Here is a 16,526-nt window from a genome sequence, read left to right as displayed (position 1 = left end):
GTTTAACCTAACAAATGAGAGTTTTTAATAATATAAATAATGTACAAGGTTATCATTACAATGACTAGCGCTTTGAACCGACAAACATTGCAATAGCGCAGTCACACATTTCAATAATATTGCTATTATCTGTGTATACTCCGTCTAAAACCAACTTTGAAATACCGTGTAATGTTCCCCATAACACTTGCGCTAGGCGCAATGCATTTTCTGACTGGGGAAGCAACCCTTGCGCTTGCCAAAACTTTGTCATAGTGACTTGATAGTCAAAACTTGGATAGGCTACACTTTTTAACTCTTCAGAGCTTACGTTGTTTTTCCAAAGCGTTCTGCCAAACATCAGGTCGTAAATATTAGGATTGCTAATTGCAAACTGGATATAAGCATGACAAAACTGGCTGAGTTGCTGTGATTGACTAATACGCTTGTTATTAAAGATTAACCCTATTTCTTTTTGCCACTTTATAAAACCTTGACTTGCTATGGCGCTTAGTAGTTCATTTTTGTCTTTAAAATGATGATAGGCAGCAGTGCGAGAGACACCCACATTCTCGGCTATTTTTCGTAACGAAAGTGCTTCAATCCCCTGTGTGTCTAACATTTCACTTGCCGCTTTTATGATAGCCGCTTTTAAATCACCATGATGATATGGTGTTTTAGTTTGAGTCATTTGATTATGTACTTATAGTGGTTTTCGTGGTGCTAATACCACGTTTGCAAATATTAACCCTGCTACTAAAGACATAAAAATGAGGAAAGTTTGAGAGCCAACATTGGTTGAATTTAATATCATTTGACCTGATACCGCACTATTTAAGCCTATATAAACCTTGCTTCCAGGTACAAGTACAACTAAACCTAGTAATTTTACAATACTTGAAGGAAGGTTCATTAAGCGTGAAAAAATATTACTGTATATTCCTAACGCAAATGCTCCGGCAAAAGCTCCCAACGCAATGCCTAAATAGGTTCCCCCCCAAATACTCGCACCATAAGCTACATAACCCGAGATAATGCCCCATGGTGCATCCTTTAAACGTGCTTTAAATAAAATAACAAGGCTAAAAGAAAGTGTAGTAACAGCAACCCATGAAACCCATTCAGGCGTGTTTACTGGTTGTACAAATTCGGCGATTCCCCAAAATTTATTACCTAATGCCAAGCCTAATGCTGCGCCAAAATAAATTTTAAATAGCACCATAATAGCGTCCATTATGCGAGCTGTACCTGATATTAAGTGTCGAGCAGCGAGTTCAGAAAGGCCTAAAGTTAAAGCAAGGCCTGGAATAAATGCAATAATACTAGAAAGCACAACAAGCGGCAGGTTAATACCCGGATCAATTAATGTAATAGCTGAAGCAAGAAGCGCAACAGTTAAGGCGGCAATTGGCTCTAGCATTTCGGTCACACGCTTAGACCGCTCAGCCCAGAATACAAAGAGACAAACAACTAAACCGAGTAAGGTTGACCAAATTACATCATTCCAGCTGGTGCGCATTAACATGGCAAATGCGCCACTTGATGCACCAAAAGCAAGGAAAGTAAGCAAGCGACCATAAGGGTTCGGTTTATTGACTATTTCGTCTAGCCTTTCTATAGCTTCGGTTAACGTGCGCTGACCTGAAGATAGTTCATCAACTAACTCATCTGTTCTAGCAAGTGCACCTAGGTCGAGATCACCAGGATTTACCCGAACAATATGATTATATTCTTGAAAGTCTGGTTTTTCACCCATCAACATGAAGGTTAAAGACGTTGGTGTTATTACAAAGCTTGCATCAACGCCCAAGTTTTTAGCAACTGTTTGAAGGTGATCTTCCAAACGATAAGCAGGCGTACCAAACTTATGCAGGGCTTTGCCTAAACGAATAATAAAGTTGCGTTTATCGGTAAAGTTGTCTTGTTGTGCCATTGAGCAAAAATCCAAAGTGAATAAACTAATTTATCTATATGGTATAATAGGTTAAGTTCCACTTTGAGAAAAGAAAGTATTTAGATATGACATTATTAATTATTTTAGGTGTAGTATTTTTAGGTGTGATGTTAATGGTTGTTTTGGGTGAAAAGTTTGGTAAACCAATGGAGCCTGAACAGCAAGCAAAGTATTCAAAGTTAGTGCGTTACTTAGTGTTCGCTTTGATTATTATTGCAATTATTAAAGGTTTAGCTGGTTAAATTTAATACTCAAGGCTTAAAATGAAAACTCAACTTGATTACTTGTTACACCGTAAGCGTTGAAACTTCGCTCAACAACATGGCAACGGCCACACTTGTCTTTAAGAAATATGGTCGTTGAACGTGTACCATATTCGGGTGATACAATAAATATACTACTTAGCAACTGTTCCCAGGTAGTTGAAATGCCTGTATTTGGAAGTTGTTTAAAGTCTGCTTGGGTGTTGTTTTGCATTAGTAAAAACAATTCATCAATATTGAGTTTACCGTGAGCGCTTACTAACTTTTCAAGCTTTTGTTTGCCAAACTTCATTTTAGGCCAAATATCATTTAATGCACCATTGCATAGGCTAAATGTACCATTATTTAGCACTGTAAATTGTTGAGTCGTACTATCAAAACAATGTAAGTGTGTTTCATCGCCACGAAGTAAATTAAAACCATTGTAATTAGATGAGCTTTTTTGTAGTGCTATCTGCATTTCTTTTGGGTTTTGACTTACTAAATTTGGTGTTAATGCATTTATTACTAGGTTACCCCGCGACTTTTTAGAGCTATCAAATTTATTGGGCAGCCGATAATTGGTTAACGCAGCAAATTGTTTTTGTGCGTTTACCCCAAACCATGTACCACCCGCCTGTAAATCTTTACCTGCAAGCATCGATGTATCTTGCCACCAGTGCATTGCTTGAGTTGGACGTTGATGAAACTCGTCTCGATTTGCACATACAATAAGCGGATAAATTGGGTGTTCATTGATGGATATAAATAAAATACACATATAATTCAGTTATTCTCTATCTATCAGCTTTAACTCACGTAGGGCATTGGGTACACTTCTTACACTATCACTTAATAGTTAACAGTCCCTAACAACTAAGGAAAATAAATGTTTGAGATACCACAACTGTCTTTGCAGGGTAAAGTGTCAGATGAAGAATGGCAAACAAGGGTTGATCTTGCAGCGTGCTATCGCTTGGTTGTTTTGCATGGTTGGGATGACCTTATTTATACACATATTTCTGCACGTATTCCAAACACAGAGCATTACCTAATAAATGCTTTTGGTTTAGCATTTGATGAAATTACCGCATCTAATCTCGTTAAAATTGATATTGATGGCAATATTATTGATAAGGATTGTCCTTTTACGATAAACCCTGCTGGTTTTACTATACACAGTGCCGTACATGAGGCTAGACACGACGCGCAATGTGTTATGCACTTGCATACTAATGAAACGATTGCGGTAGCTAGTATTGAAGAAGGGCTATTACCGCTGAGTCAATATGCAATGTTCGCACTTGCGTCGATTAGCTATCATAACTACGAAGGCTTAGCGGTTAATGCGCAAGAGAAAAAACGCTTGCAAAGTGATTTAGGCGATGCAAATTTTATGTTATTACGTAATCACGGTGGTTTAACCTTAGGACAAACCGTAGGCGATGCTTTTATGCACATGTACGATTTAGCGCGTGCTTGTCAGATCCAAGTACAAATATTATCTCAGGGAAAGCCTACCGTTTTGGTAGAACAACATATTGTTGACGGTATAAAAGCACAAGCAAATGTTGTTCATACAGGGGCTACAGGGGGACAAAAGTCTTGGCCTGCTATGCTAAGACGTGTTTATCGGCATGATCCTACCTTTGCAAGCTAGTCGATTGAACAATTAATTATACGAGAAATTTAATGAAAATTACCAAAGTAGAAATTTTTGATATTGAATGCCCTGATCGTCCAGCATGGACGCCTGTTTTTGTAAGAGTATATACTGATGAAGGTCTTGTTGGGCTTGGTGAAGCTGGTTTAGCTTACGACTGGGGGCACAGTGCTGCTGCAGCAATGATCAAAGAAATTGCTGAAGCAGTACTGATTGGTTTTAACCCTATGCAAACAGAATTGTTATGGTCACGTATGTTAAGGGAGAGCTTTTGGGGTTTAGGTGGCGGACCGGTTCTATATGCTGCAATGAGTGCCATAGACACTGCATTATGGGATATAAAAGGGAAAGCTTTAGGTGTGCCTGTTTACCAATTACTTGGTGGAAAGGTTAACGATAAGCTTAGAACCTATGCGAGTCAATTGCAGTTTGACTGGGATAAAGAATGTAAAAAGTTAATTCAACCTGAAGAATATGCACAAGCCGCTTTAAAAGCAGTAGCGCAAGGGTACGACGCAGTAAAGGTAGACCCTATTGTATATAACGCTGATGGTAGTTCTTCGTTTGATCGCACTAAATTATTTACCCGTCCGCAAATGCGTCTTTTTGGCGATAGACTACGCGCAATAAGAGATGCTGTTGGCGAAGATGTTGATATTATTTTTGAATCACATTCATTGATGGGAGCCGCATCTGCGATTCAAATGGGTGAAATAGTGGAAGAAGTTGGCTGCATGATGTACGAAGAGCCAGTTAATTATTTAAACCCTAAAGTGCATAAAAAAGTGTCAGATCGCGTTAATGTTCCAATTGCTGGTGGCGAACGTTTATATCATAGATGGGATGTACGTCAGTATTTTGAAGATCAAAGTATTGATGTGCTGCAACCAGATGTTGGTCTTTGTGGTGGTTTTACTGAGAGTAAAAAGGTGTGTGACTATGCTGATGTGTACGATATTCGTATACAAGCACATGTCTGTGGTGGGCCTGTAGCAACGGCAGCTTCGTTACATTTAGAAACGGCAATACCCAACTTTTTAATTCATGAGCATCACACTTATGCGATTAAATCATGGAATCGAGAATTATGTATTCAAGACCCTCAGCCAGTAAATGGTTTTTTTGAAGTATCAGAAACACCAGGTATTGGCATTGAATTAAATGATGAAGTGGTAAAGCGTTCACCCCATTTAACGGTTACGTCGTTAAAGTAAAGGTTTAACAAAAGAGAATAATATGGCTTCAGATAAGTTTGGCACAAGTGCCAATTATAAACAAAAAGAGCAGGGCTATCGAGATAAAGCGCTGAAGCTTTATCCATGGATTTGTGGACGCTGTGCGCGTGAATTTGTCTATTCAAATTTAAAAGAGTTAACTGTTCATCATGTTGATCATGACCACACAAACAACCCTAATGATGGCAGCAATTGGGAATTGTTATGCATATACTGTCATGATAATGAGCATGCGAAATATACAGATCATGCACAGTATAAAACGGAAATAAAAGCAGGCGATAGTAATCAAGATACCGCTACTTATAACCCGTTTGCAGAGTTAAAGTCGTTAATGAAAAAGTAGTGAGCTACGGTAAGTAATCAACAGGTAATGCGGTGGTGTATTTAATTTCTTCCATCGCAAAGCTTGAACTTATGTCTGCAAAGCTAGCTTTGTCGATTAACTTTTTATAAAAGTGATCATAAGCTTTCATGTCGGGTACTACTACTTTTAGTAGATAGTCTACGTCGCCACTCATGCGATAAAACTCGATTATTTCTTGAAATTCATCGGCTATTTTTGCAAAAGTATTTAGCCAGTCTGGGTTATGTTGGTTGGTTCTAATAATAACGAAAACCGTTAAGCCAACATTAAGCATTTCTGCATTGGTTAACGCAACCCGACCTCGAATAACACCTGACTTTTCCATTGCTTGAATACGGCGCCAACATGGTGTGGTTGAAAGGCCGACTTGTGCTGCTACTTCACTTACTGCAGCCGTGCAGTCTTGTTGAAGTATACTGAGTATGTGTTTATCGAATTTATCCATAATGGCTTTTTTGTACTCTATATTCTTGTTTATCTACTATTTCAGTTTTTGAATTTGCATGCAACAGGTATGTTATACCAATCTCACTAACTATGTGATTATTTCTACTGGCTAAAACAGTCAACTACTGCGTTATTTATTTTATAATTAGAACAACTAGTTATAAAAATAAATGCCTTGTATTTGACTGTTTTCACTGCGTATAAAATAGATCACTTAATTAATGAAACTGGTATTAGAATAATATTTCTAAAAATTAGGTTTTTATGTAAAGCTATACCAGTGCTGGCTATTGTCATGCAGTAAGCACTGAAGATTTTTAATATTTGTTCTGATGATCATGTTCCAATAATCTTGATAGCTGTGGCTGAATAAAGTTAAAGGAAAGTTACTGCTGATCATTACTCTGTTAGCACCAAAAAGCGTAAGACAGTACTCTATTATTTCTTTGCAGATGTTTTCGTTATAGTTACGTTCAAGCATCTCCCAGCCAGAGCACTTAATTGCAACATTCTGTTGTTGAGCAACTATCGCTAGTCCTTGGCGCCATAATGCAACAATTGAGTCATTGTACTCTTGTGCTATGGGTAACCCTGCATGATTAATAATAAAATTAATTCGAGGGTTGTTAATGATCACTGCTTGTAAAGCATTAACAGCCTGATGATCTGAAAAATGCATTTGTACTTCAAAATTTAATGACTGCTGATTTAATACCCCAAAGTTATTTTTTACTTGTTTATTTGTCAGGAGTGCTAAGGCGTGTTGGTCTAATATATGTCGACAACCCACTACTGAGGGGTAGGTTATTAGCTTTTTTATTTGTTGTTGAAATTCGTTGCTTGGTAAAGTTAAGTTAATGTTAGCAATGCTGCGAAAGGGCAACTGGCAGCTTTGCTCTAACCATGAAATTTCTTGCCAAGGAGCTTGGTTATTATAACCTGCTTCAATATGAACAAAGCCACCAATTGTTAATGGATTGAGTAACACTAAATCGTGCTCAGTAAAGCTTTTATTAATAACTTGTTTGTCTGGCCAGAAAGGTGGGGTTTCGGGTTTAAGCCAGTGATAGTCACCGTGTGCTAGGTCAAAAAAGTGAACGTGACTATCGATTATCTTCATTTTAGTGAGTGACTCGTATTATTGTACGGTATAACCGCCATCGATAACTTGCAGGCTGCCAGTGATAAATGTTGCTTTGTCTGACGCTAAAAACAATGCTAATTGGGCAACTTCTTCAGGCTGCCCCAAACGGTTTAAAGGCTGTAATGCGGCTTCTTCTTGGTGCACTAGGTCTTTATTGGCACCAGAATGTTCACAGTAATTATTAATGGCTTGATGATAAAGTGGTGTTTCGATAGTGCCTGGGCAAATAGCATTGGCTCTGATATTAAATGGGGCGTAATCTAAAGCAGTTGTTTTTGCCAGTGAGGCTAATGCACTTTTACTAAGGTTATAGGCAAATGAGTTATGTTTTGCTACTAAGGCTTGGTCAGACGCAATAATTACAATAGCGCCATTTTTTTGTGCTTTCATTGAGGGAAGTACGGCTTTTACTGCTGAATACGCACCTTTAACATTGATGTTAAAAACGTTGATAAGGTCATCTTCGCTAGTGTTCTCAATATTAGCAGAAAAGTGAATGCCAGCGTTGGAAACTAACACATCAATAGTGTGGTGTTCAGCTATTTCAGTAATGATTTGCGTCACTTGTTGATGACAGGTTATGTCGCAATAGCAGAATTTACCAAAGTTACTGGGGTTTCGATCTAAGTTGAAAACGTGATAGTTATTGTTTAAAAATAACTTAACAATACTTAGGCCAATGCCTGAACTACCGCCAGTAACCACACATACTTTTTTCATAAAAATTATACCTATTTTGCTAAGTTCTATTGAGCCAACTCTACCATTACTGCGGTATACATTTTTAAATTAAGAATAAATTGCTTCATGGTAATAAACTCATGCTCTGAGTGGCCAGTATAAATAGTGTTTGGCATTGAGGGGCCAAACGACACTGCGTTAGGAAACAGACGAGAGTTAGTGCCACCGCCAATAGAAACTGGCTTAGCATCTTTTATTCCGGTGTATTTTGAAAAAACATTTAGCAGCGTATAGATGTGTGGCGCATCATTTTGTACAAATGGTTCACCAATGTAATGATCTAGCTCGGTAATGTCAGCTAAATTATTGAGTTTCCACTTAGCGATCGTGTCGGTAATTTCACTGCGTAATTGCTGCGCAGTTTTACCTTTAGGGCGACGAATATTAATGTTTAACTCAATATTACTATCGTGCTGTTTAATTACTGTGGGGGATACGGTCATTGGGCCCATAAAATCATCATGGTAAGCTATTTTACCGAATTTTTTACCTTCTAAGCCTAAGCCTATATTGTCATTAATAAAGTTAACAAGAGTGCCTGCTCCGTTATTGTCCCAACGAGTATCTGAAAGTAAATCAGCTAGGTACGGTATGGCATTTACGCCGCCTTCCGGCTCTGATGAATGAGCTGATTTACCTAATGCGGTAATGACTAATTGCTTAGCTTTTAATTCAAAATTAAAGTTAATGCCGTCATGGTAAGTTTGCGCTTTATTCATTAAAGAATTTAGTAGTTGAACAGTTGCATTTTCAATAACGGCTTTGGCATCTTCAGGTATTTGGCTGCCAAAATATCCACCCTCAAAATGGCTAAGATAAGCCCCAATAGTAGGCGGTTTTTGCTTGTTAAAGGCTATTTTTAACGTTCCATAGCCTTTTTCTGCGGTTACAACCGGATATGAAGCATCAATAGTGATGTTAGTTTGCGGTAGCTCATTATTGTTAACATATTCTTGTAAAGGCCCCCAATCAGACTCTTCCGCCATATATACATATAATTCGAGGCGTTTATTGAGTTGAATACCTTTATCTTTTATGGCTTTCATTGCGAATAATGCTGTTGAAATAGGACCCTTGTCGTCTTCAGTTCCACGAGCGATTAATTTGCCAGGCTCGGTAGTAGTATCTAATTCGAAAGGTGATTTAGCCCACTTACTTGGATTGACAGGTTGAATGTCACCGTGGGTGATTATACCGACGCGCTCCTTATTGTCTCCTAAACCGATAACAACAATATAACCGTGATCAGTAAAGTCTAATCCTAAGTTCTTGGCTTGTTTTTCCAATTCGGCTTTAAATGCTATATGTGCGGGGTTTTCGGTAGAGGCAATGCCTTCTTGAGCAACCGTATTGTGTTTAACGAGCTCAGCTAAACTTTTCACCATCGATTCAGTATAAGTAGCCACAGCATATTCAGCTGTTTTATCAGCAAGATCACTAACCGGAGCAGCGAATGAAGGGCTTACTAAGAGTGGCAGTGTCAACAGTGGTAGTAGTGAGAATAATTTAAACACAGGTTTTCCTTATATTAAGTCGCACATTAATAGAGCGTCAGACTATACATTAGTTCAGTTCTACGCAACATTTAGGTTTGTTGGTTTGGATAACATTGGCGAGTTTGTCGATGTTATCCAATATTCTTATTATTAACTCACTACATTATAACGAAAAGATTGGTATTAAGCAGTGAGCGAGTTCTTCCTTTTACACTTAAATAGCGTTAAATTGCACAGCTAAGAAGTTTTAAGGAATTATTTATGTCTCAATTAACAATACGCCAAGCAACGGAAAATGATTGCGATATTATTTTGTATTTTATTCGTGAGTTAGCTATTTATGAAAAAGCAGAGCATGAAGTGCTAGCAACTACAGACACCATCAAAGAAAGTATGTTTAGTAAGCACAGTGGTGTGTATGGACTTATTTGTGAGCTTAATGGGGAAGCTATTGGCTTTTCAGTATATTTTTATAATTACTCAACTTGGCTTGCCAAGCCAGGGCTTTATCTAGAAGATTTGTATGTATCTTTAGAGCATCGAGGTAAGGGAGCTGGTATTGCACTATTGAAAAAATTGGCGCAAATAGCTGTTGATAAAGGGTGTGGTCGTTTTGAGTGGAGTTGTTTAGATTGGAACACTCCCTCTAGAGAATTTTATGAATCGTTAGGTGCAGAGCCTCAAAACGAATGGATTGGCTATAGAATGTCAGGAAAAACACTAAATGAATTTGCTCAAAAAAACTAGGGGCTGTTGATCTTTCCTTTTAGGCTCTGCTATAGGCTATTTTTTAAGATAACAAGGCGAAAATAGTGCGATGTAGTAATTCTACCTTAACGATTTTTTAACGTAGTTAGGTTAAAAAACAACCATAGCCCTTTGGGTTGTCTTGAAAAAGGGTCACTCTTTGTTGCTTAATGTGCATTTTGAACAACCAAATATTACATTAAGCGCCTCGATTGACACCTTATTCAAGTACAACAGAGCTATAAACTGAAAGATCAATAGCCCCTAGGGTTAGTCCTCTTTTTTGCACAGCTTAGCGTGTTAAAAATGTAGAATTTAAAGAGGTAAAACTGAAATTTAACACTATACTTTTAGCTGTTGTTCTTTTTAAGGCGAGTATGGTTAATGGCTAATACAGAAGTAAATATTTTATCCCAAGCAGATTTAGATGACTTGCTGCGTATTAATGAGTTTATTGAGCAAAGCGATGGCAACTCACTAGTAAGTGAATTAAAAAGAGCTATTCTTGACTCAGGAAAGCTTGAATTAACTCAGTGGCTTTCGCTGAGAGGCCATATTCGTGAAATTGAAGAGCTCATACCGCATATAGATTTAATCATTAAACTCAAAAAAGAAAGTAATTAACGCTGTAGTCAACGTCGTTCTTACGTATAATCTACTTATAGTAAATAGGGATAAATAGATCTTATACCAGTTTCATTAAATAAGTGATCTATTTTATACGCAGTGAAAACAGTCAAATACAAGACATTTATTTTCATAACTAGTTGTTCTAATTATAAAATAAATAACGCAGTAGTTGATTGTTTTAACAAGTAGAAATGATCACATAATTAGTGAGATTGGTATTAACCTAGTTAGGATAGATAAATACAAAGAGGCAAAGAATGAGAGTTTGTGGTGTAGAGTTAAAAGGTAACGATGCGATAATTTGTGTGATGACACGCGAAAATGGTCTTTATGATATTCCACATATTCGTGTACCTAAAATTAGTATCGACGATGCAGGTGATGCAGAGCAAGTAAAAAGGTTTCAATTTACTTTTGCTAAACTGTTAAGTGATTATAAGATTGATCATGTTGTTATTAAAGGGCGCGCACTTAAAGGTAAGTTTTCTGGTGGCCCTGTTGGCTTTAAATTAGAAGCAGCAATACAATTGATTGATGATATGAGTGTTAGTATTGTATCAAGTACCTACATCAAATCTGCGTGGGCGAAAACACAAGTTAATATTGATTTTCGAGATACAGGTTTAAAGAAGTTTCAAGAAGAGGCTTTTTCAACAGCTTTTGCCTTTTTAGAGACTAACTAATTTAATTAGTCCCTTATTAAGGGGCGATGTAGTTAAAATTAAAATACTCTTTTTTGAGCTTTTTGATAACACCTTTGTTCATCAGTGTTCAGTATGCTTGCCTATATTGTTAATACCATTTCCTCATCGCTTTCTTTATTCATAGCTGTATAAAGGCCACCTCCCCAATTTGAAATTGGAAAAAGCTTAATAAGATCATCTGTAGATTTCCCTGCTTACACGAACAAGGTTTTTGTAGCCTCGCTCTGTTAGCGCAGCATCTTCATACGAGTTTACGACGACAGCGGTTATTAATTTTTGACTTGCTTCTTCAGAATAACAATGGACTGACTGATTACTTCTTAATGCATAAAAATTATGAATATTGTCGTCAAGCTGTCCGATCCACTCAAATTGCTGCTCACGGCTTGGCCCTCGATAAATATAAAATATTAGTGTATTTTTGTTTTGTTGAACATCACGATAAGCGCGCTTGCAAGTTAACACTTCAATCGTAAGGATGTCGTTAATACAACTCACAAGTGCGTTAACTGCAGCGGTAGAGAAGCCCGTGAGTTGATTTTCTTCATCTAATACCTGATAAGGGCTAAGCAGCTCAGTAGAGGCAGTAACCTCTTGTGCATTGGCAATACTTGAATAAGAAAATAATAAACTTAAGACTAACCATCGAGTGTAATACCAATCTTACTAACTATGTGATCATTTCTACTGGCTAAAACAATCAACTACTTCGTTATTTATTTTATAATTATCGCTACATGAATGTAGCTTATGTGGACAATGCAGGAGCTTTATTGTCCTGAACAACTAGTTATAAAAATAAATACCTTGTATTTGACTGTTTTTCCTGCGTATAAAATAGACAGCTTAATTAATGAAATTGGCATAATATGCTTTACCCATAATTAATTTAACCCGGTTAGCGTTAAATTAATTATAGTAAAAAACAAAATAACCACGTTAAAAGCTAAAAATAAAAAAGCCCAATGGCGTTAACATTGCACCTTGGGCTATATTTTGTGAAATTTAAGCTTAGTTAAATTATAGTCCTAAAACTTTTTTTCCTTGTTCAAATACAATGTCTACCGGAATATCAGCTTGTGATAATTTCTCTAAATCTTGTGCTAATGTATCGCCTATATAGCCACTATCGTTAACTAAGTTTGCCACGCCTTGGTAATCACCATTACCTTGCAGCTCGAGAATAAGTGCAGAAAGTGAATCAATTGCTTCACCCATTTTGTCCATGTTTACGCTGTATAAACCTTCTTCGTTGCGATCAAAGGCCCCATGATCAGCAAAATAATTAAACCTAACCATATTTGCTTTACCATGAGCAGAACTTGCACCAAATCTTACTGAACGAAAAATGCCTGCCAAGAACGTAGTGTAATAATCAGCTAGAACACCTTCATCAATTTCACCTTTTTCTAGCAGTTGGCTGATCATGTATAAACCTAAAATATCAGCTTTACCTTCTTCTAGAGCTGAAGCGTGCTCTTTCAATGCTTGGCGAACTGTTCCCTTATCATTAATAGTGTTTTTTATTCCTAATCCGTGTGCAACTTCATGAAACATAGTATTAGCAAAAAACGCATTAAAAGTTACATTTTTACGCTGCTCAGGAACAATTAATGTCTCAGCGATCGGAGCAAGAATTGCATCATATTTTGCACGCATCGCATTTTTTAGTTGTAACCTACGAGTTCCTTTTTCTAGTTGTACTTGCTCATCGTTTGGTAAATTAATTGCAATTGTTTTACCGCCAGCATTAGCATGTCCTGAGTAATAAATTACATCGTAAGCATTTAAATCAGCATCTGAACCAGGCACTTCTGCTTTATATTTCTTAGCAACGGGTAAACCTTTTTGAAGCTCAGGTAAAAAGGCGGCGTATTTAGCAAGCTTTTCGCTCCATGCCATATCTTTAATTAACACGTATGACTCGAATGCTGCGCGGTAACCAAATAGCTGGTCTTCATAGGTTTCAATAGGACCAATAACAACATCAATTTGATTGCTTTTCATATCCATCCAAGCAAGATCAGACGCTTGATAATTATCATCACGAAGCGCTTTTGCTCGTAAAGCTAAATAGTTAGCAAATTCTTTGTCTTTAGCTAATGTAGATGCTTTTTCAAGAATGACTGCTGCACGGTTAAGTTCATCGCTGTAGGCTTCTGAGTATGCGACAGAAATTAATTCACCTTGCTGATTACGTTTTATCAGACTGTATAGGCCTTTCTTATCATCTAGTTCACTTGCTTCAAACTCTGCTTTAGTCATATCTGCAGGATAAAACTGTGCACCTGCATGTTTTGGTGCTGTATTGGTTAAAAACGCTTTATCACCATTTAGCCTGTCCCAAGGACCATAATTGATTTTGGTAAATTCACGAACTTTTTCATCTTGTATACCAGCAAGAAAAGCATCTTTGTCTTTACCAAAAGCTTGCTGCCAAAATAAATTATCCATGATGTCAGAGGCTTCAATTAGCAAACCTAACATTTGATGTTGATCTTGAGTTAAGTGGCTTAAATCTGTTGTAAGCTTAATGGTTTGGTATATATCTAATTTATCATTATATTCAGGTGTTAGTGTAGGTGCAGGGCTTGAAGTTGATGTTGGGGCATCTTTACAAGCACTGAGTGCCGTTGTTGCAACAAGCAATGCCATTGCAAGAGTTGTTTTTTTCATTAGGGTAGCCTTATTTTTATTAACGGCTAGAGACTAAAAAAAATAAGGCAATAAGACAAGGGGCTAGCTAAAAATAAGTTAGATATAAACCTATTTTAAGCTTGTTTAGAGAATTTGATGTATTTTGGGTATAAAAAAACCGGCATAAGCCGGTTTTTTAAATTAATTAAACAACAATTAAAGTGCTTTAATCGCCGCGTTTAAACGACTTTTACTACGAGCAGCTTTATTCTTGTGAATAAGGCCCTTAACTGCATAACGGTCAAGGATTGGTGTAGCAGCAGCAAATTCTTTTGTTGCAGCTTCTTTGTCACCGGCTTCAATGGCAGCGATTACTTTCTTTAATAAAGTGCGCATCATTGAACGACGACTTGCATTATGTTGACGGCGTTTTTCTGATTGAACCGCACGTTTCTTAGCTTGCTTTGAGTTAGCCAAGGTGAACTCCTAAAATGATTAAATATAGCTTAAATTTAAGGCGACGAAATATGCCTTTTTTTACCGACTTTGTCAAATCTTTTAGCGGTTTTATTTAAAAAATATCGCGGATCAAGTAGTCAGTTACTTAATGATACAGATTATTTTGTGTCTTTTATACCATTGTGGAAAAATAACAGCAGTTATCTCTTGTTTAAAACGCAGGGTTGACAGCATAATAACAATTAATATCAACTTCACTAATTATGTGACCATTTCTATTGGTTAAAACAAACTACAACTGCGTTATTTATTTGATAATTGTCTGATCAAAGAGTGATTAAAATTGATGCTTTGTCTTTGACTGTTTTTTATGTGTATGAATTAGAACACCTAATCAATGAAACTGGTATATCGTGAGTTTTACTTATTATCGCAACTAGTTTCTATTACTAGTTTTTTTTTAGCTTTATGAATGAGGCTACCCGTTGAGTAGAAAGTTAGTTAAGTCAGGCATTATTGTAAGTGTGATGACATTAATTTCCCGAATCTTAGGTTTGTTAAGAGATGTTGTTATCGCTAGCTTTATTGGTGCGAGTGCCGCGGCTGATGTATTCTTTTTTGCTAATAAAATCCCTAATTTTTTAAGACGGTTGTTTGGCGAAGGAGCCTTTGCGCAAGCATTTGTACCTGTACTGGCTCAATACCATGAGAAAGATATTGAACAAGGCGATGAAAACCATACGCAAACTCGAGAGCTTATTGCGCAAGTTTCTGGCACCTTAGGCGTTATAGTAACTGTTGTTACTCTCATCGGGGTTATTGGCTCTCCTTTACTGGTTGCTTTATTCGGTTTTGGCTGGTTTTTAGACTGGTTTAACGATGGAGAAGCTGCAGATAAGTTTACTTTAGCTGCAGTACTGTTAAAAATAACTTTCCCATATCTGTGGTTTATCACATTAACCGCTTTAGCGGGGGCTGTACTAAATACCCTAGGTAAGTTTGCTGTTGCTGCGTTTACGCCTGTTCTACTAAATGTTTGTATTATTGGTATGGCGATAGTTGGGCAGTCTTGGTTTTCGGAGCCTCAATTTGCATTAGCTTGGGGGGTATTCCTTGGCGGTGTTGTACAATTTTTATTTCAAATACCGTTTTTAATTCAAGCGGGCGTACTTGTTAAACCAAAGTGGGCGTGGCATGCGCCAGGTGTAATTAAGATTAGAAAGCTAATTATTCCCGCGTTGTTTGGTGTATCAGTAACCCAAATAAACCTATTGTTAGATACGTTAATTGCGAGCTTTTTAATTACGGGGTCAATCAGCTGGCTTTATTATGCAGACCGTTTATTAGAGTTTCCATTAGGGCTTTTTGGTATTGGTATTGCTACTGTAATTCTACCAAGCTTAGCGCGGCTTCATGCGACTAAAAATACTAATGAATTTACGCAAACATTAGACTGGGGGATTCGGGTTATTTCTGTATTTGGTTGGCCAGCGCTTGCTGGGTTAATGATATTGGCACAGCCTATTATCATGGTGCTATTTATGCGAGGTGAATTTACTGAGTTTGAAGTGGTTCAAGTTTCTTTTGCGCTATTTGCTTACTTATCAGGCTTGTTGAGTTTTATGTTTATTAAAATTCTTGCGCCCGGTTATTACGCGAGACAAGACACTAAAACCCCAGTAAAAATTGCGATTAAAGCAATGGCTGCTAATATGATTTTTAACCTAATGCTTGCGCCATTTTTAGGTTATGTTGGTTTGGCCCTAGCGACGTCAATGTCAGCGACGTTGAATGCTTATTTATTATATCATGGCTTAAAAACGAATAACGTTTATCAACTGTCTAAGCAAACCAAAGTATTTATCATTAAAATTATGATGTCATCTGCGCTAATGGCAGCAATAGTCTACTGGTTGTCTCCGTCTTTTAATGTTTGGTTGCAATTAACTGTTTTAGAACAACTTATTAAATTGATATATTGCATTGTAGCAGGGGTGGTTACGTATTTTATTAGCATACTGATACTTGGCGTTCGATTTAAAGATTTTAAGGTAACTTCCTGAGCAAAATTTATTTGAACA

The 16,526-nt window shown here is 37.1% G+C and carries 18 protein-coding genes; 8 read left to right on the top strand and 10 right to left on the bottom strand.

The window, feature by feature from the left end; genetic code table 11:
• Positions 1 to 64 precede the first annotated feature (64 nt).
• The gene (locus QUD79_RS12445) at positions 65 to 670 is read right to left on the bottom strand and encodes a TetR/AcrR family transcriptional regulator (protein WP_184421720.1); all 606 of its coding nucleotides are present in this window, start codon (positions 668 to 670) and stop codon (positions 65 to 67) included.
• Positions 671 to 682: 12 nt separating this feature from the next.
• The gene (locus QUD79_RS12440; RefSeq protein WP_184421723.1) at positions 683 to 1,912 is read right to left on the bottom strand and encodes a threonine/serine exporter family protein; all 1,230 of its coding nucleotides are present in this window, start codon (positions 1,910 to 1,912) and stop codon (positions 683 to 685) included.
• Positions 1,913 to 1,998: 86 nt separating this feature from the next.
• Between QUD79_RS12440 and QUD79_RS12435 the strand changes: the two genes are divergently transcribed.
• Complete coding sequence (locus QUD79_RS12435) at positions 1,999 to 2,175, top strand: globin family protein (RefSeq protein ID WP_184421726.1); 177 nt, start codon at positions 1,999 to 2,001, stop codon at positions 2,173 to 2,175.
• Positions 2,176 to 2,191: 16 nt separating this feature from the next.
• Here QUD79_RS12435 and QUD79_RS12430 read toward each other — a convergent pair whose 3' ends face one another.
• On the bottom strand, positions 2,192 to 2,956 hold the full coding sequence (locus QUD79_RS12430; protein ID WP_184421729.1) for an NRDE family protein: 765 nt from the start codon (positions 2,954 to 2,956) through the stop codon (positions 2,192 to 2,194).
• Positions 2,957 to 3,064: 108 nt separating this feature from the next.
• Here QUD79_RS12430 and QUD79_RS12425 point away from each other — a divergent pair, with 108 nt between their 5' ends.
• From QUD79_RS12425 to QUD79_RS12415, 3 genes are read left to right on the top strand one after another with little or no spacing between them, the layout of a single operon-like run.
• Positions 3,065 to 3,835: a class II aldolase/adducin family protein gene (locus tag QUD79_RS12425; protein WP_184421732.1), complete on the top strand. Its 771-nt coding sequence runs from the start codon at positions 3,065 to 3,067 to the stop codon at positions 3,833 to 3,835.
• A 32-nt stretch (positions 3,836 to 3,867) separates the two neighbouring features.
• A complete protein-coding gene (locus QUD79_RS12420) occupies positions 3,868 to 5,052 on the top strand; it encodes a mandelate racemase/muconate lactonizing enzyme family protein (RefSeq protein ID WP_184421735.1) in 1,185 nt (394 codons plus the stop codon).
• Positions 5,053 to 5,074: 22 nt separating this feature from the next.
• On the top strand, positions 5,075 to 5,419 hold the full coding sequence (locus QUD79_RS12415; protein ID WP_184421738.1) for a YajD family HNH nuclease: 345 nt from the start codon (positions 5,075 to 5,077) through the stop codon (positions 5,417 to 5,419).
• A gap of 4 nt (positions 5,420 to 5,423) precedes the next feature.
• Here QUD79_RS12415 and QUD79_RS12410 read toward each other — a convergent pair whose 3' ends face one another.
• The 4 genes from QUD79_RS12410 to QUD79_RS12395 all read right to left on the bottom strand — a co-directional run bounded on the left by QUD79_RS12410 (position 5,424) and on the right by QUD79_RS12395 (position 9,286).
• Complete coding sequence (locus QUD79_RS12410) at positions 5,424 to 5,885, bottom strand: Lrp/AsnC family transcriptional regulator (protein ID WP_184421740.1); 462 nt, start codon at positions 5,883 to 5,885, stop codon at positions 5,424 to 5,426.
• Positions 5,886 to 6,149: 264 nt separating this feature from the next.
• Positions 6,150 to 7,007, bottom strand: a complete 858-nt coding sequence (locus tag QUD79_RS12405) for an amidohydrolase family protein (protein ID WP_184421743.1) — start codon at positions 7,005 to 7,007, stop codon at positions 6,150 to 6,152.
• A gap of 18 nt (positions 7,008 to 7,025) precedes the next feature.
• A complete protein-coding gene (locus tag QUD79_RS12400; RefSeq protein WP_184421746.1) occupies positions 7,026 to 7,751 on the bottom strand; it encodes an SDR family NAD(P)-dependent oxidoreductase in 726 nt (241 codons plus the stop codon).
• A gap of 26 nt (positions 7,752 to 7,777) precedes the next feature.
• Positions 7,778 to 9,286, bottom strand: a complete 1,509-nt coding sequence (locus QUD79_RS12395; protein ID WP_184421749.1) for a dipeptidase — start codon at positions 9,284 to 9,286, stop codon at positions 7,778 to 7,780.
• 243 nt (positions 9,287 to 9,529) lie between these two features.
• On the opposite strand from QUD79_RS12395, the gene QUD79_RS12390 reads away from it, so the two are divergent.
• The 3 genes from QUD79_RS12390 (at position 9,530) to QUD79_RS12380 (ending at position 11,328) form a co-directional block, all read left to right on the top strand.
• Positions 9,530 to 10,015 (top strand): GNAT family N-acetyltransferase, encoded by a 486-nt coding sequence (locus tag QUD79_RS12390; protein ID WP_184421752.1) that lies wholly within the window; start codon positions 9,530 to 9,532, stop codon positions 10,013 to 10,015.
• Positions 10,016 to 10,399: 384 nt separating this feature from the next.
• The gene (locus tag QUD79_RS12385) at positions 10,400 to 10,639 is read left to right on the top strand and encodes a hypothetical protein (RefSeq protein WP_184421755.1); all 240 of its coding nucleotides are present in this window, start codon (positions 10,400 to 10,402) and stop codon (positions 10,637 to 10,639) included.
• Positions 10,640 to 10,902: 263 nt separating this feature from the next.
• Positions 10,903 to 11,328, top strand: a complete 426-nt coding sequence (locus tag QUD79_RS12380; RefSeq protein ID WP_184421758.1) for a DUF3010 family protein — start codon at positions 10,903 to 10,905, stop codon at positions 11,326 to 11,328.
• Positions 11,329 to 11,523: 195 nt separating this feature from the next.
• Here QUD79_RS12380 and QUD79_RS12375 read toward each other — a convergent pair whose 3' ends face one another.
• The 3 genes from QUD79_RS12375 to rpsT form a co-directional block, all read right to left on the bottom strand.
• Positions 11,524 to 11,847: a hypothetical protein gene (locus tag QUD79_RS12375; RefSeq protein ID WP_184421761.1), complete on the bottom strand. Its 324-nt coding sequence runs from the start codon at positions 11,845 to 11,847 to the stop codon at positions 11,524 to 11,526.
• Between the two features lie 522 nt (positions 11,848 to 12,369).
• Positions 12,370 to 14,025, bottom strand: a complete 1,656-nt coding sequence (locus QUD79_RS12370) for a DUF8614 domain-containing protein (RefSeq protein ID WP_184421763.1) — start codon at positions 14,023 to 14,025, stop codon at positions 12,370 to 12,372.
• Between the two features lie 177 nt (positions 14,026 to 14,202).
• The gene (rpsT, locus tag QUD79_RS12365; protein ID WP_184421766.1) at positions 14,203 to 14,463 is read right to left on the bottom strand and encodes a 30S ribosomal protein S20; all 261 of its coding nucleotides are present in this window, start codon (positions 14,461 to 14,463) and stop codon (positions 14,203 to 14,205) included.
• A 467-nt stretch (positions 14,464 to 14,930) separates the two neighbouring features.
• Between rpsT and murJ the strand changes: the two genes are divergently transcribed.
• On the top strand, positions 14,931 to 16,508 hold the full coding sequence (gene murJ, locus QUD79_RS12360) for a murein biosynthesis integral membrane protein MurJ (protein WP_184421769.1): 1,578 nt from the start codon (positions 14,931 to 14,933) through the stop codon (positions 16,506 to 16,508).
• Positions 16,509 to 16,526: the final 18 nt, after the last annotated feature.

Origin of the sequence: Thalassotalea piscium (assembly GCF_030295935.1) — a bacterium.
Taxonomy (GTDB): Bacteria; Pseudomonadota; Gammaproteobacteria; order Enterobacterales; family Alteromonadaceae; genus Thalassotalea_B; species Thalassotalea_B piscium.
The sequence above is the reverse complement of the archived record's forward strand: the minus strand, read 5'-3'. Positions and strand labels throughout refer to the sequence as shown.

Excerpts from the sequence above, each read along its gene's own strand:
- QUD79_RS12445 (WP_184421720.1), bottom strand. The coding sequence starts at position 670 with ATGACTCAAACTAAAACACCATATCATCATGGTGATTTAAAAGCGGCT.
- QUD79_RS12440 (WP_184421723.1), bottom strand. The coding sequence starts at position 1,912 with ATGGCACAACAAGACAACTTTACCGATAAACGCAACTTTATTATTCGT.
- QUD79_RS12435 (WP_184421726.1), top strand. The coding sequence starts at position 1,999 with ATGACATTATTAATTATTTTAGGTGTAGTATTTTTAGGTGTGATGTTA.
- QUD79_RS12430 (WP_184421729.1), bottom strand. The coding sequence starts at position 2,956 with ATGTGTATTTTATTTATATCCATCAATGAACACCCAATTTATCCGCTT.
- QUD79_RS12425 (WP_184421732.1), top strand. The coding sequence starts at position 3,065 with ATGTTTGAGATACCACAACTGTCTTTGCAGGGTAAAGTGTCAGATGAA.
- QUD79_RS12420 (WP_184421735.1), top strand. The coding sequence starts at position 3,868 with ATGAAAATTACCAAAGTAGAAATTTTTGATATTGAATGCCCTGATCGT.
- QUD79_RS12415 (WP_184421738.1), top strand. The coding sequence starts at position 5,075 with ATGGCTTCAGATAAGTTTGGCACAAGTGCCAATTATAAACAAAAAGAG.
- QUD79_RS12410 (WP_184421740.1), bottom strand. The coding sequence starts at position 5,885 with ATGGATAAATTCGATAAACACATACTCAGTATACTTCAACAAGACTGC.
- QUD79_RS12405 (WP_184421743.1), bottom strand. The coding sequence starts at position 7,007 with ATGAAGATAATCGATAGTCACGTTCACTTTTTTGACCTAGCACACGGT.
- QUD79_RS12400 (WP_184421746.1), bottom strand. The coding sequence starts at position 7,751 with ATGAAAAAAGTATGTGTGGTTACTGGCGGTAGTTCAGGCATTGGCCTA.
- QUD79_RS12390 (WP_184421752.1), top strand. The coding sequence starts at position 9,530 with ATGTCTCAATTAACAATACGCCAAGCAACGGAAAATGATTGCGATATT.
- QUD79_RS12385 (WP_184421755.1), top strand. The coding sequence starts at position 10,400 with ATGGCTAATACAGAAGTAAATATTTTATCCCAAGCAGATTTAGATGAC.
- QUD79_RS12380 (WP_184421758.1), top strand. The coding sequence starts at position 10,903 with ATGAGAGTTTGTGGTGTAGAGTTAAAAGGTAACGATGCGATAATTTGT.
- QUD79_RS12370 (WP_184421763.1), bottom strand. The coding sequence starts at position 14,025 with ATGAAAAAAACAACTCTTGCAATGGCATTGCTTGTTGCAACAACGGCA.